The sequence below is a fragment of the Mesorhizobium sp. P160187 genome (assembly GCF_057766425.1).
On sequence record NZ_JBYMDX010000005.1, the window covers coordinates 1,314,735 to 1,335,671 of the forward strand.

At 63.0% G+C, this 20,937-nt stretch carries 19 protein-coding genes and 1 tRNA gene; 10 read left to right on the top strand and 10 right to left on the bottom strand.

All coding sequences use genetic code 11. The features are described from left to right. The first annotated feature begins 400 nt into the window (after positions 1–400). From AC3CCE_RS31200 to AC3CCE_RS31210, 3 genes are all read left to right on the top strand, one after another. Positions 401–862: a GNAT family N-acetyltransferase gene (locus AC3CCE_RS31200; RefSeq protein ID WP_352625406.1), complete on the top strand. Its 462-nt coding sequence runs from the start codon at positions 401–403 to the stop codon at positions 860–862. A gap of 23 nt (positions 863–885) precedes the next feature. After that, on the top strand, positions 886–1,269 hold the full coding sequence (locus tag AC3CCE_RS31205; RefSeq protein WP_023700600.1) for an ACT domain-containing protein: 384 nt from the start codon (positions 886–888) through the stop codon (positions 1,267–1,269). Between the two features lie 122 nt (positions 1,270–1,391). Next, entirely contained in the window at positions 1,392–2,825 is a 1,434-nt protein-coding gene (locus AC3CCE_RS31210; RefSeq protein ID WP_352625405.1) for an aldehyde dehydrogenase family protein, read from the top strand. A 62-nt stretch (positions 2,826–2,887) separates the two neighbouring features. Here the strand turns inward: AC3CCE_RS31210 and AC3CCE_RS31215 are convergent, their stop codons facing one another. The 9 genes from AC3CCE_RS31215 to AC3CCE_RS31255 form a co-directional block, all read right to left on the bottom strand. Next, entirely contained in the window at positions 2,888–4,198 is a 1,311-nt protein-coding gene (locus tag AC3CCE_RS31215; RefSeq protein ID WP_023705800.1) for an HlyD family type I secretion periplasmic adaptor subunit, read from the bottom strand. Further along, on the bottom strand, positions 4,195–5,931 hold the full coding sequence (locus tag AC3CCE_RS31220; RefSeq protein ID WP_352625403.1) for a type I secretion system permease/ATPase: 1,737 nt from the start codon (positions 5,929–5,931) through the stop codon (positions 4,195–4,197). The genes AC3CCE_RS31215 and AC3CCE_RS31220 overlap by 4 nt, the downstream gene beginning before the upstream one ends. A 34-nt stretch (positions 5,932–5,965) precedes the next feature. Then, positions 5,966–6,388 (bottom strand): hypothetical protein, encoded by a 423-nt coding sequence (locus AC3CCE_RS31225; RefSeq protein WP_352625400.1) that lies wholly within the window; start codon positions 6,386–6,388, stop codon positions 5,966–5,968. A gap of 72 nt (positions 6,389–6,460) precedes the next feature. Continuing rightward, on the bottom strand, positions 6,461–9,802 hold the full coding sequence (locus AC3CCE_RS31230) for a M10 family metallopeptidase C-terminal domain-containing protein (RefSeq protein WP_352625398.1): 3,342 nt from the start codon (positions 9,800–9,802) through the stop codon (positions 6,461–6,463). A gap of 291 nt (positions 9,803–10,093) precedes the next feature. Further along, entirely contained in the window at positions 10,094–10,597 is a 504-nt protein-coding gene (locus tag AC3CCE_RS31235) for a hypothetical protein (protein WP_023682882.1), read from the bottom strand. A gap of 143 nt (positions 10,598–10,740) precedes the next feature. Next, complete coding sequence (locus AC3CCE_RS31240; RefSeq protein WP_023682881.1) at positions 10,741–10,980, bottom strand: hypothetical protein; 240 nt, start codon at positions 10,978–10,980, stop codon at positions 10,741–10,743. Between the two features lie 203 nt (positions 10,981–11,183). Next, the gene (locus tag AC3CCE_RS31245) at positions 11,184–11,816 is read right to left on the bottom strand and encodes a hypothetical protein (RefSeq protein WP_023682880.1); all 633 of its coding nucleotides are present in this window, start codon (positions 11,814–11,816) and stop codon (positions 11,184–11,186) included. Positions 11,817–11,825: 9 nt separating this feature from the next. Beyond that, positions 11,826–11,899: transfer RNA gene (locus AC3CCE_RS31250), tRNA-Gln, on the bottom strand. A 147-nt stretch (positions 11,900–12,046) separates the two neighbouring features. Continuing rightward, on the bottom strand, positions 12,047–12,994 hold the full coding sequence (locus AC3CCE_RS31255; RefSeq protein WP_352625395.1) for a lysylphosphatidylglycerol synthase domain-containing protein: 948 nt from the start codon (positions 12,992–12,994) through the stop codon (positions 12,047–12,049). A gap of 350 nt (positions 12,995–13,344) precedes the next feature. Between AC3CCE_RS31255 and AC3CCE_RS31260 the strand changes: the two genes are divergently transcribed. Together AC3CCE_RS31260 and AC3CCE_RS31265 are read left to right on the top strand one after the other, a co-directional pair. After that, positions 13,345–14,688, top strand: a complete 1,344-nt coding sequence (locus tag AC3CCE_RS31260) for a Ppx/GppA phosphatase family protein (protein WP_023694901.1) — start codon at positions 13,345–13,347, stop codon at positions 14,686–14,688. Positions 14,689–14,935: 247 nt separating this feature from the next. Next, complete coding sequence (locus AC3CCE_RS31265; RefSeq protein ID WP_023700576.1) at positions 14,936–15,646, top strand: RlmE family RNA methyltransferase; 711 nt, start codon at positions 14,936–14,938, stop codon at positions 15,644–15,646. Positions 15,647–15,869: 223 nt separating this feature from the next. On the opposite strand, the gene AC3CCE_RS31270 is transcribed toward AC3CCE_RS31265, so the two are convergent. Then, positions 15,870–17,291, bottom strand: coding sequence for an MFS transporter (locus AC3CCE_RS31270; protein ID WP_352625393.1), 1,422 nt, complete (start codon positions 17,289–17,291; stop codon positions 15,870–15,872). 243 nt (positions 17,292–17,534) lie between these two features. Here AC3CCE_RS31270 and AC3CCE_RS31275 point away from each other — a divergent pair, with 243 nt between their 5' ends. The 5 genes from AC3CCE_RS31275 (at position 17,535) to AC3CCE_RS31295 (ending at position 20,908) form a co-directional block, all read left to right on the top strand. Further along, positions 17,535–17,780, top strand: a complete 246-nt coding sequence (locus AC3CCE_RS31275) for a type II toxin-antitoxin system Phd/YefM family antitoxin (RefSeq protein WP_352625391.1) — start codon at positions 17,535–17,537, stop codon at positions 17,778–17,780. Further along, positions 17,777–18,232: a PIN domain-containing protein gene (locus tag AC3CCE_RS31280; protein WP_023673035.1), complete on the top strand. Its 456-nt coding sequence runs from the start codon at positions 17,777–17,779 to the stop codon at positions 18,230–18,232. The genes AC3CCE_RS31275 and AC3CCE_RS31280 overlap by 4 nt, the downstream gene beginning before the upstream one ends. A gap of 142 nt (positions 18,233–18,374) precedes the next feature. Beyond that, on the top strand, positions 18,375–19,877 hold the full coding sequence (guaB, locus tag AC3CCE_RS31285) for an IMP dehydrogenase (RefSeq protein ID WP_023734161.1): 1,503 nt from the start codon (positions 18,375–18,377) through the stop codon (positions 19,875–19,877). Between the two features lie 19 nt (positions 19,878–19,896). Beyond that, entirely contained in the window at positions 19,897–20,466 is a 570-nt protein-coding gene (locus tag AC3CCE_RS31290) for a hypothetical protein (protein WP_050588093.1), read from the top strand. A gap of 22 nt (positions 20,467–20,488) precedes the next feature. Next, complete coding sequence (locus AC3CCE_RS31295) at positions 20,489–20,908, top strand: MAPEG family protein (protein ID WP_023673032.1); 420 nt, start codon at positions 20,489–20,491, stop codon at positions 20,906–20,908. Positions 20,909–20,937: the final 29 nt, after the last annotated feature.

Here is a 20,937-nt window from a genome sequence, read left to right on the forward strand (position 1 = left end):
GTTGAATGTCCAACAATATTAGCTGTTGCTGTTTTTTTGTACGCGTACGAGAGCCCTACTCGACGGCAGCAGTTTAGGGCGAGCAACCACCGCGCAAGGTGACGACTGGCGTTGCCTGGCAGTACACTTATGGCCTTGCCGGCGCCGGCCGCTCTGCCGCGCGGGTCAACTCGGAGGCTGGGCCAACGCCAAAATCTTGACAGCGCCGCGCTTCCTGCTCCAGCGTGGCGTCATGTTCGTTTTCTCGTTCGCCATCGCCAAGCGACGCCGTTCCTGCACCACGCAGTGTGGCAAGCTGTTTGCGCGACGAAAAGGACCGGCCCAATAAAATTCCGGTTCGTTCGTTCCAGCCCCGCCCGCGATGTCTGCCGGCGGGGTTTTCATGTCTGGAGCCTTTGCCATGTCCAATTCTTCCATCCTGTTTCGGCCGGCTGAGCCGGCAGACGCGGCCGCCGTCCGGGACATTGTGCGTGCCGCCTATGCCAAATGGGTGCCTCTGATCGGCCGCGAGCCGCTGCCGATGCGCGCCGACTATGACAAGGCGGTCGCCGAACATCCGTTCGATCTCGCCATCGAAAATGGCCGCATCGTCGGCATGATCGAGACCATGCTGGCCGACGATCATCTCTGGATCGAGAATGTCTGCGTCGCGCCAGAGGCGCAGGGCAGGGGAATCGGCCGGCTGCTGCTGGAACGGGCGGAGCAGAAGGCGCTAGAGGCCAGTTGCTTCGAGCTGCGCCTGCTGACCAATGGCGCCTTCATGGCCAATGTGTTGTTGTACAAACGGCATGGCTATACGATCGACCGGGAGGAGCCGTTCATGAACGGCATCACGGTCTATATGAGCAAGAAACTGGGGTAATGGCCGATAACAGGGAGGATCGGATGGCAGTCAGGGTCCGGTTGAAGCCGCTCTCGGGGCGGTATGCCGTTTCGCGCCTCGAAGCAAAAGACAGCATTCCCGGCTGGGCGGACGGGCCGGGCTTCGTCAGCATTACCAGGACCGACGACGAGCTTTCGGTTGTCTGCCTGCAGGATCGGGTGCCGGACGGGGTGAAGCATGACAGGGACTGGGTCGCCCTGAAACTCCAAGGTCCCTTTGCCTTCGACGAAACAGGCATCGTCCTGTCGGTGATAAAACCATTGTCGGAAAACGAACTCGGCATTTTTCTGGTATCCACCTTCGATGGTGACCATCTGCTCGTCAAAGCCAAGGATGAAGCCGCGGCAAGGGGGCTTCTGGTCGCGGCGGGGCACACGCTTCTGTAGCCGTAGGCTCAATCGCCCGCCCTTGCGTTTGACATCGCTCTTGCCCCATCGCTATTCCTGAACCGATACGACGATCCGGCGATCGCCCCCCATCAATTCAGAAATCCCCCGAGGAGAAGCCCGTGTCACACAATCTGCAGTTCTATATCGACGGCGTGTGGGTCGATCCTGTCGTGCCCAGCACACTCGACGTCATCGACCCGTCAAACGAAGATGCTTTCGCGCAGATTTCGCTCGGCTCAAAGGCCGATGTCGACAAGGCGGTTGCGGCCGCCAAGCGCGCCTTTGAGACATTCGGCTTCACTTCGGTCGAGGAGCGCCTGGATATCCTCAACCGCATAATCGAGGTCTACAAGAAGCGCAGCGCCGATCTGGCGCTGGCCGTATCGCGCGAGATGGGCGCGCCGCGCCAGATGGCACTCGACAGCCAGGTCGGCATCGGCCTGGCACATCTGCGGAAGATGGCCGAGGTGCTGAAGTCGTTCGAATTTCGCCAAGTCAAGGGCTCGTCGCTGATCGTCAAGGAGCCGATCGGGGTCGTCGGCCTGATCACGCCGTGGAACTGGCCGCTGAACCAGATCACCTGCAAGGTCGGTCCTGCGCTCGCCGCCGGCTGCACCATGGTGCTGAAGCCCTCGGAAATCGCGCCGCTCGACGCCATCATCTTTGCCGAAATCATCGACGAGGCCGGCGTTCCCAAGGGCGCCTTCAACCTCGTCAATGGCGACGGCCCGGGCGTCGGCCAGGCGCTGTCCAGCCATCCCGATGTCTACATGATGTCGTTCACCGGTTCGACCCGCGCCGGCATCCTGGTTGCCAAGGCGGCCGCCGAGACGGTCAAGCGCGTGCATCAGGAACTCGGCGGCAAGTCGGCCAACATCCTGTTTCCCGATGTCGATCTTGAAAAGGCGGTGAGCAAGGGCGTCGCCGGCTGCTTCAGCAACTCAGGCCAGTCCTGCAACGCGCCAACCCGCATGTTCGTGCCGCGCGACCGCCATGATGAGGCGACCGGCTACGCCAAGACGGCGGCCGAAAAATTGACCGTCGGCCCGGCCGATGCGGCCGGTACCAAGCTCGGCCCGGTGGTCAGCCAGATCCAGTTCGACAAGATCCAGGACCTGATCCAGGCCGGCATAGATGAAGGCGCGACGCTCGTTGCCGGTGGCCCCGGCCGTCCGGCCGAACTCAACCGCGGCTACTATGTCCGCCCGACCGTGTTCGGCGATGTCACATCAGACATGCGCATCGCACGCGAGGAAATCTTCGGACCGGTGCTGGCGATCATGCCGTATGACACAGTGGAAGAGGCGATCGGCACCGCCAACGACACTGTCTATGGGCTGGCGTCCTACATCCAGGCCAAGGACATCCAGAAGGCCCGCGAAGTCGCCGCCCGCATGCGCACCGGCAATGTCTACATCAACTATCCGCAATGGGACGCCGGCCTGCCATTCGGCGGCTACAAGCAATCCGGCAACGGCCGCGAATACGCCGAATACGGGCTGGAGGATTTCCTCGAGATCAAGGGCATCGCCGGCTACGAGGCGGCGGAGTAGGCCTAACCCTTGGGGACCGGCAACCAGCCGGTCTCGAGGCTTCAGCTCTCAAAGGTGCGGCTTCATTCTTCGCGGAAGGCTTTCTGGATCTGATCCGACAGCGGCTTCACCAGATAGGAAAGCATCGTCCGGTCGCCCGTCGGGAAGAACACCTCGGCCGGCATGCCCGGCGCCAGCGCCAGCCCCCGCAGCTTGGCGACCTCGGTTTTCGGAAGCGTCACCCGCGCCACATAGAAGGCTGCCCCGGTACGCTCTTCGATGGTGAGATCCGCCGAGATCCGCGACAGCGTCCCGGTCAGCTCCGGCGTGGTTTGCCGATTGAACGCCGACAGGCGCAAAATCGCATTCTGGCCCATCGTCACCTGGTCGATATCCTGCGGTGCGATATGCGCTTCAACGGTCAGGTCGTCCGTCACCGGTACGATCTGCATCACCTGTTCGCCGGGGGTGATCACCCCGCCGATCGTATGCACGGCCAACTGCAGCACCACGCCATCCTGCGGGCTGCGCAGATCGATGCGCTTCAACTGGTCCTCGGCCGCCACCTTGCGTTCGACGAACTCGGAGATCTTCCCTTGGGTTTCGCGTAAGTCGGTTGCGACCTCGCTGCGAAGGTCCTGGTCGATCTGGATAATCTGCAGTTCGATCTCGGACGCCTTGCCTTTCACCTGGGCAATTCCGGCGGTCAACTGGCCATGCTCGCCTTCGAGCCGCACCGCGTCCCGTTCCAGCGCCGTCATCCGCTCGATCCCTATCAGCTTGCGACGCCAGAGCGACCGCACCCCTTCCAGCTCGATCCCTATCAGCTCGATCTCGCGGCGTTTCGCCTGCCGCTGCTCGGTCAGGCCGGCGGTCTCCTGCGTCAACTGGGCGATCCGTTCGCGCAATTGAGATCGCTGGCCGGATCGCGCCTGGTGCCGGAAATCGAACAGCGATTGTTCTCCGGCCATCGATGCGGCGACACCGGCTTCGTCGCGCCGCGATGTTAAAACGTCCGGAAAGCTGATCGTGTCCTTGCCGTCACGCTCCGCCTCCAGGCGCGCCAACCGTGCATAAAACTCATCCAGACCTTTTGAGACGATCGCCAGATTGGCGCGCGTTGTCGTCTCGTCCAGCCGCACCAGAATATCGCCCGCCTTGACCCGGTCGCCTTCACGCACCCTGATCTCGCCGACCACGCCGCCCGTCGGATGCTGAACCTTCTTTACATTGGAATCGACCACCAGCCGGCCAGCTGCGATCACCGCACCCGACATCTTGGTCACTGCCGCCAGGCCGCCAACACCTCCGACAAGCAGCAGACAGGTAGCAACGCCAGCCACGAGATAGCGGCGGACCTGCCGGTGATGCAAAGCGCTTCTGTCCTCGCTCATGCCGGAACGCCTCGCTCCGTGGCGGCAACGACCTTGAGCGGCGCTGCCGATCGGAAGACCTTGTTCAGCACCTCGTCCTTCGGACCGAAGGCCTGCACATGGCCATTGGCCATCACCAGCACCGTATCGACATTGGCCAGCACACTTGACCGGTGCGCGACGACGATAACGATGCCGCCGCGGTCCCTGATGCCCTGGATCGCTGCGGACAAGGCCACTTCACCCTCCGAGTCGAGATTGGAATTCGGCTCGTCCAGGATGACCAGGAACGGATCGCCATAGAGAGAGCGGGCAAGGGCGACACGCTGCCGTTGCCCCGCCGACAGCGAGGCGCCGGCTTCGCCAACCTTCGTGTCGTAACCGTCGGCCAGATGCACGACGAGATCATGCACGCCGGCGGCCTTGGCTGCCGCAAGCACCATGTCGGATGACGCATCCGGGTCGAAGCGGGCGATGTTCTGCGCAATCGTGCCGTCGAACAACTGCACATCCTGCGGCAGGTAGCCGATATGTTTGCCCAACTCGTCGGCCGGCCACTGGTCAAGCGTCGCTCCGTCCAGCCGCACGGCGCCGCGCGCCGGCAGCCAGACACCTGCAAGCGTACGCACCAGCGATGATTTGCCGGAAGCACTCGGGCCGATGACCCCCAGGCCTGCTCCCTTGGCCAGTGAAAAACTTGCATCCCACACCACCGGCGTGCGTTCGCCCGGCGGCGCGACACTGACATTCTCGACCGCCAGCGCGCTGACAGGCGCGGGCAGGGTCACGCCGGTTGCGCCTTCCGGCAGCGCGGACAGAAGCTGCTTCAGGCGTGCCCAGCTTTGCCGCGCCGAAATGAAACCCTTCCAATGCGCTATCGCCAGTTCGATCGGAGCCAGCGCCCTGCCCATCATGATCGAGCTTGCGATCATGATGCCGCCGGTCGCCTCTTGCTTGATGACCAGATAAGCGCCGATCGCCAGCATTGCCGATTGCAGCATCAACCGCAGGATCTTGGAAATCGTGCCAAGCGTTCCCGCGACATCGCTGGCCGCCGCATGGGCGTTCAGGTACTCGGCATTGACGGCAGACCACCGCTCGGCGATACGCCCGCCAAAACCCATGGCCTGCATGGCTTCGGCATTGCGCCTTGTCGCCTCGGCCAACGTGCTGCGAACGGCCGCGTGCTGTCCGGCGATCCTTGTCGGGCCGCGGGTCCGGAACTCGGCCAGAAGCGTCAGTGCAAACAGGACAACGGCGCCGGCAAGCGCGGTAACGCCGATCCAGAAATGAAAAATGAAACAGATGCCGATATAGAGCGGCATCCATGGCAGGTCGAACAAAGCGGTCGGTCCGGCACTGCCGATAAAGGAGCGGACCTGATCGAGATCCCGTAGGGGTTGCAGCCCGTCGCCGGAAGGCTTGGCGCGCAGCGGCAGGCGCATCAGCGCCGAATAGACCGACGGGCTCAGCTTTGCGTCCAACCCCTGTCCCAGCCGCACCATGAGGCGAGAGCGGATCAGCTCCAGCACTCCCTGAAACACGAACAATGTTCCCGCAAGCACCGCCAGGCCGACCAGCGTCGGCACGCTGCGACCCGGAACGACGCGGTCATAGACTTGCAACATGAAGAACGAGCCGGTCAGGGTCAGCACGTTGACGACCCCGCTCATCAGGACGATGCCCGAAAACGCACGTCGAAAGGACGCCAGGATTCCGACCAGCGTAAGCGGCGTCGATGGCGTCAGCTGCATGCAGGCTCGCAATCAGGATATGGCATCTCGTCCTTCAATAGATAACTGCCTTGAGTGTGACATGGACGGGCAAGCCCGCCTCGAACTGCGCGCTGCCCCGCGCCACCAGCCAGCCGTCCGCACGCTCCAGGCGCACAACGACCTGCAGCGTTGGTGAAGCGGTCGAGCTTGCGGGCAGGGGCAAGGAAAATTCTATCGTCTTTGAGCCGCCCTCGCTCTTGAGGCTGGTTTTGGCGGCGCGGCGTCGCCCACTGTCCTGAATGGCGGGATCCTCAAGATAGATCTCGAGATGACCTTCCGGGATAGCCTTGCCGCCCACAAAGGTGACGGCGCCGCGAATATCTGTTGCGCGAATATCTGGCGCGCGAATATCTGGCGATTGCGCTGCCGCTGCCCCGGTGGCCGCGGCGACTGCCGCAACTCCGGCGGCCATTAACACTGTGCGGCGGTCGGTCATCGCGTCCTCTCCCTTTTCACTGCGCTGGGGTATGCGGGAGGGGAGCCTGACGGCACCCCTCCCGGCAACGCGTTAAATGACGATGAAGTCTGCAGCCGAAAGATCCAGATTTGTGTTCAGGTGTGCAAACTGAACGGCCGCTCCCTGTCCGGAACCATCGGCGTCGTAAGACAATATTCCACTGTCGGTGTCGTAGATGATGCGGTCGTCGGCATCATGAGCAGCGCCGGCTGCGCTCTTGTAGAATGAGCCCAAAGCGAGGGCGCCGTCGCCGCCAACGCTGGCAAAGATGAGGTTGTCCAGCAGGATCGTATCGTCGGCGACCTTGAAGTCCTTGATCCAGTCGATATTGCCGTTCCCGAGTTCTGTCGAGAAGCGGAAATAGTCGTCGCCGGCGCCGCCGGTCAGCGTATCGGCAGCCAGCTCGCCATCCAAAAGGTCGCTGCCGCCGCCGCCGTTTAGCGTATCGGCGCCCGCAACGCCCGGCTGAGCTGGTGCCGGCGGGAATTCGACCGACACGTTCAGCTTGTAAGTCGAGCCCTCCGGCACGGATTCGACCCAGCCATCGCCAGGAGCCGAGTCCGACCATTCGCCCTCCACAATATAGTAGGTTCCGGTTTCCTGAACGATGAAGCTGGTGCTCGAATCGCGGCCGTTGTTGGAGCCGGGGTCGTTGCCGCCATCGTCGTTCTGGGCGACGATATTGCCATCGCTGTCCAGCACCCTGACGATGCTGTCATGGACATTGGGGTCGGCAATGCCATCGATGTCGATGGTGATGATCGTGCCGGCCGCCAGGTTGATGCTGTAATATCCGCCCAAGCCGTTTCCGGTGGCATTGACGGTGGTGTGAAGGGTGGTCGTCGAATCGAAGATGTCGGGGTCGGCGGTCAGCGAGAAGTTGTTCGAGATGTCGAAGGCGGTCGAGACCGAATTGTTGGTCGCGTCCGGTCCGAGCGTGGCGTAGCCGGTGCCCATGCCCGGGCGTGGCGGAGCATCGCCCTGATAGGCGAAATCGCCGAGCAGGGTGTCATCGCCGCCGCCGCCGTCGATCTTGTCGGCGCCGCCCTGGCCGGTCAGCACATTGGCCGCGCCATCGCCGGTCAGGTGATCGTTGAAGCCCGAGCCAGCCAGATTTTCGATCGAGATATAGGTGTCGCCGCCGGATTTGCCGCCACCCAGCTTGAGGTTTTGCCCGCTGGCCGCGTCGGCGTAGTCCGCCGTGTCGCTGCCGGCGCCGCCATTCAATATATCGGCGCCGCCACCGCCGGTCAGCGTGTCGTTGCCGGCGCCGCCGGAAAGTTTGTTGGCCTGGGCGTTGCCGATGAGATGGTCGTCGAAGAACGACCCGACGGCGTTTTCGAAGCCGACCAGGATGTCGTGCCGGATAACGGTGCCGCGCCCGACGATCTGCACCGGGCCATCGCCGTCGCCGCCATTGGCCGTGCCATTGGCGAGGTCGATCGTCACGCCGGCGGAGCTGCCTTCGTAGACGACCGTATCAATGCCGGCGCCGCCATCCAGATAGTCTTGGCCGGCGCCGCCGATGATCGTGTCGTTGCCGGCTTCACCGTACAGGATGTCGCCGTCATTGCCGCCATCCAGTATGTCGTTGCCGCCGCCGCCGTTGAAATAGTCGCCGCCGCCCCGGCCCCAGAAATGATTTGCCGCCGACGTACCGATGAAACGGTCGATGCGGTCATCGGAGCCGATCAGGTTCTCGATGCTGTAGAAGGTGTCGCCCGTGGCGGTTCCGCCGCTGGCCACGTTCGTCTCGAGGTTGACGAGCAGTTGGAAGGGGCTCTCCTTGCTGAAGTCGACCGTGTCGACGCCGGCGCCGCCCCTGAATATATCGACGCCATCCTGGCCGCTCAGCGTATCGTCGCCGTCGCCGCCGTCGAGGATGTCGTTGCCCTGGCCGCCGAGGATCGTGTCGTTGCCGCGGCCGCCATAGAGCGTGTCATTGCCGTCGTCGCTCTCGGTCTGGTCTGGAAGGTCGGCGACATCGATGGTGTTGTTGATGTCGCGGCTGGCGAGCGAGTCGCGGCCGCCGATGATGAGATCATCGCCGCCCTGGCCGAAGATCGTGTCGTCGCCGGCGCCGCCGTCGAGCGTATTGTTGCCATTGTCGCCGAAGATGACGCTGGTCATCGTGTTGTCGCCGATGGTCGGTGCGGTTTCGGTGCCGCCGTCTCCAGGCTGGAGTGTCGACTCGTCGGCGTAGATGATGTGTTCGACGTTGGCGATTTTCCGGATATTCAAGTTCCGGTTCAGCAGAACGACCGTGTCATTCCCGCCATTCGCTTCCTCGCGCACGATGTCGTCGAGGGAATCGACGAAGTAGGTGTCGTCGCCGCCATTGCCGGCCATGCGGTCGCCGCCGCCGCGGCCATCCAGCACGTTGGCTCCGTCATTGCCAATCAGGACGTCATCATAGCTGCTGCCGATGCCGTTCTCGATGTAATAATCGGTGCCATCGGCGTTGTGCCCGGCAAAGATCGACACATTGTTGCTGTGGCCGTTGACGCTGGAGAACTGTCCGGCGCGCAAATCGAGGATCGTGCCGGCCGTCGAGCCGGAGAAGTCGATCGTGTCGGTTCCGCCGGTGTCATGGATGACAAAACCGATATCGTGCTGCATGCCCGAGGAGGTCAGCCGGTAGCCGTCCACGGCACTGCCGAAGCCGTAGACGTTGTCGCCCGTGTTGAGATCGATATGCTGATAGGTGCGCACGCCGTTCTCGTCGACGGTGGAGAAAAAGCGGCGGATGACAGCCTCGATGTCGGCCATCATCGGCGTTGACGCCGACCAGCGGCTGGTTTCACCGACATCGATCCCGTCGAAATAGGACATGACGCTGTATTGCTGACGGTCGTAGGTCCAGGTTGCATTGTTCAGATAATTGATCTGTACGCCGCCGGGGCCGCTGTAATTGTAGAGCCCGGGGTGGTTCAGGCCGAACTCATGACCGAATTCATGGATGAAGGAATCGAAGACATAGCCGCCAATATCCGTCTTGTTGACCTCGGTGTCGTGGAAACGCTGGCCGATGCTGACATAGCGGTCGTTGGAATAGGCGCTGCCGTCGTCCTCTTCGCCCAGTTCGGGGCTGACAACCTGCATCCAGTCCGTTGCGCTGTTGTATGGTGCATTGTCGACGATTTCGAACTTCAAAGGGGTGACACTGGCCCACATCTGCAAGGCGCCGATCGCGGCGGCCTTGTACTCGGGGTGGTCATTGAGCTCAGTGACATTGATCCTCAGCGTTCCCGCCGCGATCGCCGGCGTTATCGACCGGTCCAGCGCTCCAAGGTAGGTGAGGAAGGCCCCGTAATCTTCGCTTTTGCCGTACGGGTTGTCCGGCGTCTGGTCGTTGACCCACCATTGATCGCTGGTTTGGCTTGGGTTCGGCATCCTTGGGACTCCTTGGTCTCGCAGCCGTGGCAATTACGGCTGTATGGTTTAGCAGTTGCCAACCACCGACAAGCATCGTTTGCGCTTGCCGGTCGAGCCCCGTCCCAGTGCCAACAATGCTATTGGAATCTTCACTTGTCTAGCCTCAGTTCGCGCTCGGTACATATGAAGGTTCTTGGGCGCGCTTGTACCGGCGGGTTTTGAGATACTGGTTTGGTGTTAATTGAGCTATCGCTAATCTATGGTCGTACCTCGCCCGTAGGCACGAGGGGCTGAATGCGCAAGCGTGCTTCAGGAACCCGTCCGGCGCGCGAAATGTTCATATGTCACGCGCCAGGGGTCGCTCTCCGCTCGTCTCTCCTCACCGATCCAGTGAAAGCTGGCGGCGGTGATCTCGGTGAACCGCCACCGCGCCTGCAGGCCGCGCGAGTCGGCGCCCATCTGGACGATGTCCTTGCCTTCGGCCCGCCCGATCTGGCGCGAGTAATCCTGGTTGAGCGGATCGCTCCAGATAATGTGCCAGCCACCGATCCCGGGATCGAAGACGCGCAAGGTCGTGCCATACATGGTGGACGGGGCAGGGCGCCTGGGCCTGATCCAGATGTCCTGAATGGCGCGGCCTTCGAGCACCCAGCCAAAGTGACACTCGCCATCCGATTTCTGGATTGTGCCGTCGTTGCGGTGGTGAACCGTCTCCATGTCCCAGCTGCCAATCAACCATCCATAGAGGTCCATGTCTTTCGCCCGGTCGGCTGGCGGACCTTCGGATGCGAGAGCGGTGAGAAACGTCGTCATGATTGTCTCCAGGGCAAGCCTCGCGGAAACGCTGGGCGCCACAACCCTTGCAGCGTTGCGGGCCCGGGTCTTGGGAAAAATTGCTGTAGTGCCGCGGCTGCCGACCTTCCGCGTTCGCGCCATATCGCATCTATGCACCAATGCTAATGTAGCGTCGGCGGGTACCCCAATGCCCGCCTGGCCGGCGCCTCCTCAGGCAATCTCTTGGATGAGCGGCGCCGGCCGCTGGCTTGGGCGCAACCAAACTCCTGCCGGAGAACGCCAGCTGCCCAATCGCGCAGTTCTGGAGAAGCATCGCCCGATTTCATGATCGACACGGCCAGCGCCGCCATGTCTGCAGGCGGCTTGTTGTGCGAGGTCACATAGGTGAAATAGCCGGCCATGATGAAATGACCGGCGGGACGATCTGGAGTGCCGCCAAAGCTATTGCGCGCCAGCGTTTGGGCGGGCCGGGTGCTGGAACGTCATCCTTGTCCACGAAATCGACCATTCTGCTCTGTCCAAAAGCCGGGAGAACACAATCCGAAAGGATGATCTACATTAGTTAAAATGCGGATAAATCCTTATGGGAGATGCTGTCGCTGCCCTAGTCGGTCCCTTCCGGCGGCGCCTCATCTTGCCAGCCGGCCAGCTCCGGCAGGTCGTCCAGCCAGCTTTTCTCCGTCATCAAGATTTCGCCGGCCTGTGGTGCCGCCTCAGTGGCGTTTTGAATAAGCCAGTCCATCCACTTTCGATAAGCGGCTGGGGCCAGTTCGGGCGGCAGCACCTTGGCCTTGGCCAGCATGCGTTTACGGAAGCTGAGCTGCCTGCGCAGTTTGGTCGTCGTGAATTTTGTCGCCTTGCCCTGGTATTCCACTGTCCAGCGCCCATCGCCGTGGCTGGTCAGCCTGTCGATGGCAAAACCGGCATCGACCGGCCTGTCCCGCCAGGGAAGCTCGATGGCGTTCCGCCTCAGATCGAGAGCCCATCGCCTATAGTCCGCCCCGGCACGCTGCGGCGGCAGAACGCCGGCCTGTTCGAGGATTTTCCTGCGAAAGGTAGGCTGCTTCTTGATCTGGCCGGTTGTCAGCTCGATGCGATGCCCACGGAACTCGACATGCCAGCGGATTCTCCCGTTGCCGACATATTTTGCCAGCCTGTCGATGGCGAACTCGTCGTCGGACAACTCCACGCATCCCTGGCGGATGCGTTCGAGGATGTACTGGCTGTCAGTGGGCATGACGTGCCTTGGCTGGGGAACCTGGATTCGAACCAGGACTAACGGAGTCAGAGTCCGTGGGTCTACCGTTAACCTATTCCCCAGCAGGCGCTGTCGCGCTGGTGGGCCGCCGAAGCAGCCGCGCGTGCCTTGTAGCCGCCGCCGGAAAATAGTCAAGCCTAAGCTGCATTTCAATCACAGCGTTTCATAGGGGCAATTACGCCCGGGTGGCGCGCCGCACCCAATGATCCTCAGCTCTCCGTCCGGCTGTATTGCGAATGTTCGAAGAACAGCACCACGCCGAGCGCGATCAGCAGCGGGATGATCAGGTAAAACAGCCGGAACACCAGAAGTGCCGCCAACACGCCGACCGGGTCCATATCAGACAGGCCCGCGAGGAACACGACCTCGAACACGCCGAGCCCGCCCGGCGCATGCGAGATCTGCGCCACCGAGAACGAGACCAGGAACACGCCGAGGATGACGAAAAAGCCGGGATTTCCGGCCGCCGGCAGAGCAAAGAAGATGATCGCCGCTGCTGCCAGAAGCTCGATCGGGCCGATCAGCAATTGCCGCGCCACGATCGGCAGCGCCGGATAGTGCAGCTGGAAGCCGGCGATTTTCAGCGGCTTCAGATGCAGCCAGCTGCCGAAGATGTAGGCGCTGATCAGGATCAGCAAAGCGATGCCGGCGGCGATCGCCAGGCCGTGGTGCGGGGCGCCGGAAAAGCGGTCGATGATCGCAGGCTCGAACACCAGCACCAGGCCGCCGACCAGAATGCTGGAGAGCACGAAGGTGATCCAGCAGATCGCCACCAGAATGCCGACATCCTGGCCGGTCAGCCCCCTGGTGCCATAGGCGCGATAGCGGATCACGGCGCCCGAAAACACCGAGCCGCCAATGTTGTGCGACAGCGCATAGGTGGTGAAGGAGCAGAAGGTGACGAACAGCCACGAGACCTTTTTGCCGATATGCAAGAGCGCTATGTGGTCGTAGCCGGCAAGCGAGGCGTAGGCGACCACCGAGCTCAGCGCCGCCAGCACCCAGCCGCGCGTCGGGATGGCTGATATGCCGTCCCAGACATCGTCGATCGAGATGCCGCGCAACTCATGCCACAGCAACAACAGCGACCCGATGACCGCCGCGACACCGATGACCGGCCACAGATAGCGCTTCCAATTCGTGCCCCCCCAATTCATGGAGTTGTCGTCATGTGTTGCTGCCCATCGCCCAGGCGGGCGTTAAAACGTCCGCGATTCACCAATTCCCCCTCATTTCAGAAATGCCTCATTGAAGCCGGCTATTCAACCGGCAAGGGTGAGCAGCCGGTTCGCCAACGGCGAATTCGTCGTGCCAGTGGCAAGATGAAAAGGCTAGCGAACGCCGGGACGCTGCAAAGCAGCGGGGACGTGGCAGGACGCAGCCGGCAAAATTTGGCCCCTTGCTCTTGGTGATCCGGTCCGGCGCTGCTACTCTGGCGGCAACTTAAAATTTTTAAGCGCCTGCTGCGTCCGGTTTTCCGGTTCGCGCGGCGCCGGAAGGAACTGAAGTGGAAGACCACGACACCGGCGCTGGCGCGCCGGAAGTGGGCGTGTCCAGGGCTTCGCCGCCGTCAGGCGGGCCAAGCCCATCCGCCGGGCGGCCCCGCCAGGCGGGGCCTCAGTCCGGTAACGGACAGGCCGGCGAAGCCCAGCATCAGCGAGGCAAGGCGAGAAAGCGGCGCAAGCGCCGGCGTGGGCGCAAGGTTTTTGCGCGCGACGACAGCCCTCTCGCAACGGCCGAAGCGGTTAGTGCGCCGGCCTCAGTCGGCCCGGCCGCTCCAGCGCCGGTGCCTTTGCCCTCGGCGCCACAATCCCGACCGGAACAGCCAATGCATCGTCCGCCGATGCAGGAACTGCCGGTGTTTGCCGCGCTCGATCTCGGCACCAACAATTGCCGGCTTTTGGTCGCGGTGCCGCAGCGCCATGGCCAGTTCCGCGTCATCGACGCCTTCTCGCGCATCGTCAGGCTGGGCGAGGGGCTGACGGCGAATGGGCACCTGAGCCAGGCGGCGATGGACCGCGCCGTCGAGGCGCTGAAGATCTGCGGCGACAAATTGCGCAACCGCAAGATCCGCAAGGCACGGCTGATCGCCACCGAGGCCTGCCGCACCGCCGACAATGGCGTGGAATTCCTGCAGCGCGTCGAACGAGAGGCGGGGTTGAAGCTGGAAATCATCGATCGCCAGACCGAGGCGCGGCTTGCTGTATCCGGCTGCGGCTCGCTGGTCGAGCGCGACACGCAAGGCGTGGTCCTGTTCGACATCGGCGGCGGCTCGTCCGAAATCGCGCTGATCGACCTCACCGGCCAGCGCTCGCCGCGGCTTGCCAACCACATCGTGTCGTGGACGTCGCTTCCGGTCGGCGTTGTCTCGCTGGCCGAGCGTTTTGGCGGCCGCACGGTGACGCGCGAGATCTTTGCCGCCATGGTCGACGACGTCGCGGTGCGGCTAAAATCCTTTGATGGTCGCGACCGGTTGAGCCACGTGCTGACCAGCCCGAAATTCCATCTGCTGGGCACATCCGGCACGGTGACGACGCTGGCCGGCGTCCATCTCGACCTCGAACGCTACGACCGGCGCCGCGTCGACGGGCTGTGGATGGACCGCGACAGCGTCGACCGCATGGTCGAAAAACTGGTCGGCTGGGATTTCCAGCAGCGCTGCGCCAACCCGTGCATCGGTACGGACCGCGCCGACCTGGTGCTGGCCGGCTGTGCTATCCTGGAAGCCATCCGTGCGGTGTGGCCGTCGGAGCGGCTGCGCGTCGCCGACCGGGGCTTACGCGAAGGGATTTTGAGCGAGCTGATGGCCGATGACGGCGTCTGGCGCAACAGTGGGCGGGGCCGAGCATGATCCGCATTGCTTTGGTGAACGGTCGACCCCCACTCCGTCGAGCTTCGCTCGACACCTCTCCCCCGATCGACGGGGTAGAGGAAGGGCGCGAACTTATGCAGACCAGCGCCTTTCCTCTCCCTCCGGAGGGGGGAGAGGTGGCGCCGCGAAGCGGCGACGGAGTGGGGGAAGCCCTTCGCGAAACGCGAAGCCGCCGAAAAACGGCGGCAACTCGGCGAGTGCAAAAACTCAAACAAGAAAAAAAGTCATGACCAAGAAGCCGGAAAAGCCGGGCTCCGCCAGCATTCGTGTCCTCAAAACGCGGATCAAGAAGAAGTCGGGCCTGAAAGAATCGTCGCGCCGCTGGCTGCAACGCCACATCAACGATCCCTACGTTCAGCGCTCCAAGGCCGATGGCTATCGCTCGCGCGCGGCTTACAAGCTGATCGAGATCGACGACAAGCATCATCTGCTGAAACCCGGCATGAAGGTCATCGACCTCGGTGCGGCCCCCGGCGGCTGGTGCCAGGTGGCGGCCGCGAGGACCAAGTCGACGGCAGAAAATCCGCATGTCATCGGCATCGACTATCTCGAAATGCCCGCCGTGCCCGGCGCGCCGGTGCTGCTGATGGACTTCCTTAACCCCGAGGCGCCGCAAAAGCTCGCCGAAGCGCTGGGCGGCGACCCCGATGTCGTGCTGTCCGACATGGCGGCGCCGACCACCGGCCACAAGCGAACCGACCACATCCGCACCATGCATCTGTGCGAAGTGGCCGCCGATTTCGCGCTGTCGGTGCTGAAGCCGGGCGGGCACTTTCTGGCCAAGACGTTTCAGGGCGGCGCGGAGAACGAGCTGCTGTCGATGCTCAAGAAGAACTTCCGCTCAGTGCATCACGTCAAGCCGCCGGCGTCGCGCGATGAGTCGGTGGAGTTGTATCTGCTGGCGAAGGATTTTAAGGGCAGAGACGGCACGGCGTGAAAGACGCTTCGTAGCGTTCCGTCCCTCTGTCCTGCCGGACATCTCCCCCGCAAGCGGGGAGATTGGCAGTTGCGACCGCCCCCGCCTCGCCGTTCCTTCAAAGTTGCAAGATTGGCGAAAGCCGCGTGATATCCGATCTCCCCCCTTGCGGGGGAGATGGCCGGCAGGCCAGAGGGGGGGTGTGAAGGATCGCCGACGTCGACGATTTTCGTCGCGCCGCCCCTTACTTCCCAGTCGTGCTCACCGGCTCCAGTGTCTTCGGCGTCGTCATCCGGCCATGACCCGACACGGCGTTGCCGGCATCCGGCGCCAGCCGCATGAACGATACCGACGCCGCCGCTGACACTGCCGCCACGATGAAGAAGGCAATGTGGAAATCGCCGAGCATCAGCGGGCCGCCATGGATCGAGGTCGAGACTTCCAGGATGCCGCCGGCCAGCGCCACGCCGAGCGCGATCGACAACTGCTGGAACACCGCCGTGATCGGCGTTGCCTTGCTGGTGTCTTCGGCCGACACCTCGGCATAGGAGAGCGCGTTGACGCCGGTGAAGAACATCGAGCGGATGAAGCCGCCGACCAGCAATATGGCCAGCATCAGCGCGTAAGGCGTCTCCGGCGTGAACAGGCCGTATATGGCGATCGATGCCGCGGCGATCAGCGAGCCCCAGATCAGCACCCGGCGGAACCCCGCAAGCCGGAAGATCAGCGCGGTAACGAATTTCATGCCGATGGCGCCGATAGCCGAGACGAAGGTGATCATGCCCGACTGGAACGGCGTCAGCCCGAAGCCGATCTGGAACATGAGGGGCAACAGGAACGGCACCGCCCCGATGCCGATGCGAAACAGCGAGCCGCCGAGCACCGAGGAGCGGAACACCGGGTTGCGGAACAGTTCCAGCGCCAGCAGCGGGTTCTTGGCGCGCCGCGCATGCAGGAGATAGAGCACGCCGGAAATCAGCCCGACCGCCACGGTGATGAGGCCGGTCGCCGGCGGCAGATAGGGCAGGCTGACCACCGACAGGCCGAAGATGACGCCGGAGGCCGCCAGCCCGCTCAGTACGAAACCGACGAAATCGAGCGGCGGCGTCTCCATCGAGTCGGTTTGCGGCAGGAAGCGCGTCGCCAGCCAGATGCCGATCAGGCCGATCGGCACGTTGATCAGGAAGATCCAATGCCAGGTGAAATAGGTGGTGATGAAGCCGCCGATCGGTGGTCCCACAAGCGGGCCGACCAGCGCCGGCACCGTCAGCCACGACATCGCCGCGACCAGCTCGCTCTTCGGCGTCGCGCGCACCAGGACCAGCCGGCCGACCGGCGTCATCATGGCGCCGCCTATGCCTTGCAGGAAGCGCGAGACGACAAAGGCCGGCAGCGAGTTGGAGACGGCGCAGCAGACCGAGCCGACGATGAACACGCCGATCGCGGCGCGAAAAATGGTCTTGGCGCCGAACCGGTCGGCCATCCAGCCGCTGATCGGAATGAAGATCGCCAGCGCCACCAGATAGGCGGTCAGCGCCAGCTTGAGCGCGATCGGGCTGGTGTGGATGTCGACGGCAATCGCCGGCAGCGATGTCGCGATGACGGTCGAATCCATGTTTTCCATGAACAAGGCGACCGCCAGAATGAGCGGAATGATGCGGTTCAACGAACGCGTCCGAACTGGTCTAAATGTGCCTGCCGGCCAATCCAAACAATGAAAAGGCGGGCAAGCCGATACAAACGGGCGGTTATCACGCCTCAGGCGCGATGTCGCATTAATTTGCTGTCACTTTTGTGCGACCATGGGCGGACAAGAGGCGTCGCTGCGTTTCGCCACATTGAATGAACTTGCGAAAATTGACCGGGTTCACTATGCTGTAGTGAATATAACTACTATATGGACAATGCCATGGAAGAAGCCGTTTCCGCAGCCGACGCCAACCGCAAATTCTCGCTCCTCCTGCGCGGTGTCCGCGAAGGACAGAGCTATGTCGTGACCAGCCATGGGCGCCCCGTGGCGCGGATCGTGCCTGCAGGGCAGCCCGACCCTGCAGCGTCTCGTTCGCGCACAGCGCTGCTGTCGCGCCTCGAACGCCAGCCTGTTGTAGAACCCGGGCGCTGGAGCCGCGACGAGCTTTACGAGGACGAGCGGTGAAGGTCGCGCTCGATACCAACATCCTTGTTTATGCCGAGGGGATCAACGGAGCCGAGAAGCGCGACATCGTTTTCGGCCTGCTGCACGACATTGCGCAAGAGGCAGCCGTCATTCCAGTCCAAGTGCTCGGCGAATTGTTCACCGTTCTCACACGCAAGGCCGGACGATCACGTGCACAAGCGCGCGACGCCCTGTTGAGCTGGCGCGACGCGTTTCCGGTTGTCGGCACGACGCCGGAGGTGATGACGGTCGCGGCTGATCTTGCGACCGATCACCATTTCGGCATCTGGGATGCGACCATCCTGTCTGTTGCCTCGCAAACCGGTTGCCGGCTGCTGCTGTCGGAAGATCTGCAGGACGGCTTCACCTGGGGCGGCGTAACGGTCGTCAATCCTTTCGCGTCACCGCGCCATGTCTTGCTCGATGCCCTGTTGGGCAAGTCCGCCGAATAGGCCACGACCGGCTTTTCATCGGCGCCGCGACGTGTTACCAGCCAGCGCCAATCCTGAAAGGGAAGAAACGAGTCGGCGCTGTCCATTTCGGTCCAGCGCTTTTTTGTATTCTCCCAGCGCTTTTCGTATCCGAGGACTGGCCATGGCAAAAATCATCGAAACGTCCACCGGCGCGCTGGCGCTGACCTTTGACGACGTGCTGTTGCAGCCCGGTCATTCCGAGGTCATGCCCGGTGAGACCGACATCCGCACCCGCATCGCCACCGACATCGACCTCAACGTGCCGATCCTGTCGGCCGCCATGGACACCGTCACCGAGGCGCGGCTCGCCATCGCCATGGCGCAGGCCGGCGGCATCGGCGTCATCCACCGCAATTTCTCGCCGGCCGAACAGGCCGAGCAGGTGCGTCAGGTCAAGAAGTTCGAATCGGGCATGGTCATCAATCCGGTCACCATCGGCCCCGACGCCACGCTCGCCGACGCGCTGGCGCTGATGCGCACCTATTCCATCTCGGGCATTCCGGTTGTCGAGAATGGCGGCACCGGGGGCCAGAAGATCGGCCGCCTGGTCGGCATCCTGACCAACCGCGACGTGCGCTTCGCCTCCGATCCGGGGCAGAAAGTCTACGAATTGATGACCCGTGAGAACCTGATCACGGTCAAGGAGAATGTCGACCAGGACGAGGCCAAGCGGCTGCTGCATCAGCACCGCATCGAAAAGCTCGTCGTCGTGGACAAGTCCGGCAATTGCGTCGGCCTGATCACCGTCAAGGACATCGAGAAGTCGCAGCTCAACCCGCACGCCACCAAGGATGCGCAGGGGCGCCTGCGGGCGGCGGCCGCCACCAGCGTCGGCGATGACGGCTTCGAGCGCGCCGAGCGGTTGATCGATGCCGGTGTCGACCTCCTGGTCATCGACACCGCGCATGGCCATTCGCAGCGCGTGCTCGATGCGGTGACGCGGGCCAAGAAGCTTTCCAATTCCGTCCGCATCCTGGCCGGCAACGTCGCCACCGCCGAAGGCACGCAGGCGCTGATCGACGCCGGCGCCGATGCCGTCAAGGTCGGCATCGGCCCGGGCTCGATCTGCACCACGCGCATCGTCGCCGGCGTCGGCGTGCCGCAGCTTTCGGCGATCATGTCGGCGGTCGAGACGGCGCATAGATCAGGCGTGTCGGTCATCGCCGACGGCGGTATCAAATATTCGGGTGACCTGGCCAAGGCGCTTGCCGCGGGCGCCAGTGCGGCCATGATCGGTTCGCTGCTGGCCGGCACCGACGAAAGCCCGGGCGAGGTCTATCTGCATCAGGGCCGCTCCTTCAAGGCCTATCGCGGCATGGGCTCTGTCGGCGCCATGGCGCGCGGCTCGGCCGATCGCTACTTCCAGGCCGAGGTTCGCGACACGCTGAAACTGGTCCCGGAAGGCATTGAAGGGCAGGTGCCCTACAAGGGACCTGTGTCTGGCGTGCTGCACCAGCTTGCGGGCGGGCTAAAAGCCGCTATGGGTTATGTCGGTGGCCGCGACCTTGCCGATTTTCGCGAACGCGCCACCTTTGTGCGCATATCCAACGCCGGACTTCGTGAAAGCCACGCCCATGACGTCACGATTACCCGCGAAAGCCCGAACTATCCTGGCGGAGCCTGACCGGCAGCCAGAGCGGTACATGCTCTGGCGCCACCAGGCGACGATCGTGCTGCGGCTGGCGCGCCATGCCGGCGCGCTGTGCTTTGCCGCCGCGGCGGTTTTCATCATCATGACGCTGCTGGAATTCTTCTATTTCCGCCGGCTGAGCGGTGGCCTGCCGTCGCTCGACGTGCGCCTTGGCGGGTTCACGCCCGACGAGGGCATGGCCTGGCTGACGGCACTCGGCCGACGCGGCAGCGAGATCATCCTGGTCTGGCACTATTTGACTTTCGACCTTCTCTTCCCGGCGCTGCTGTCGCTGACCATGGTCAGCCTGATCCTGGCAACCGGGCGGCGGCTGAAGAATTTTCGTGCCATGCCGGTGCAGCTTCAGGCGCTGTTCGCGCTGGTCATCGTGCTGCCCTACACATGCGCCGACTATGCCCAGAACATTGCGGTGGCGCGGCTTCTGTCCGATGCGCTGTCGGCCAATCCGGATTCGCTCTCCTTGGCCTCGTCGCTAATCGTCACCAAATTCGCGTTTCTGGCGATACCTGTCGCCGTCATCGCGGTCTTGATCCTTGCCGCCCAGCGGCGTCCACAGGCATGAACCACAGAGCAGGGGCAACGCCATGAGCCAGACCGCGATTTTCTGGCCGATGCTGGCGCAGGTGTTGCTCGTCTATATCGTCTATGTCGTGATGGGCCGGCGCCGCTACGGCGCGGTCAAATCGGGCGAGGCCAAGGTCGGTCAATACAAGGTGCGCACGACCGAGCCCGGGTCGAGCGTCACGGTTGCCAACAATCTCATCAACCAGTTCGAACTGCCGGTGCTGTTCTATGTGCTGTGTCTGGCGCTGCACGCGACCAATGGCGTCAATTATCTGACCCTGGCCTTGATGTGGATTTTCGTGATTTCCCGCTATGGCCACGCCTGGGTCCACCTCACCAGCAACAATCTGCGGTTTCGCAGCCGCGCCTTCTACGTCGGCGCGATCATTCTCTTGCTGGCATGGATCTGGTTCGCGCTGCACCTGCTCGGAGCGGTGTAGGGCAGTTGTTTACCCTCCCCCTTGTGGGG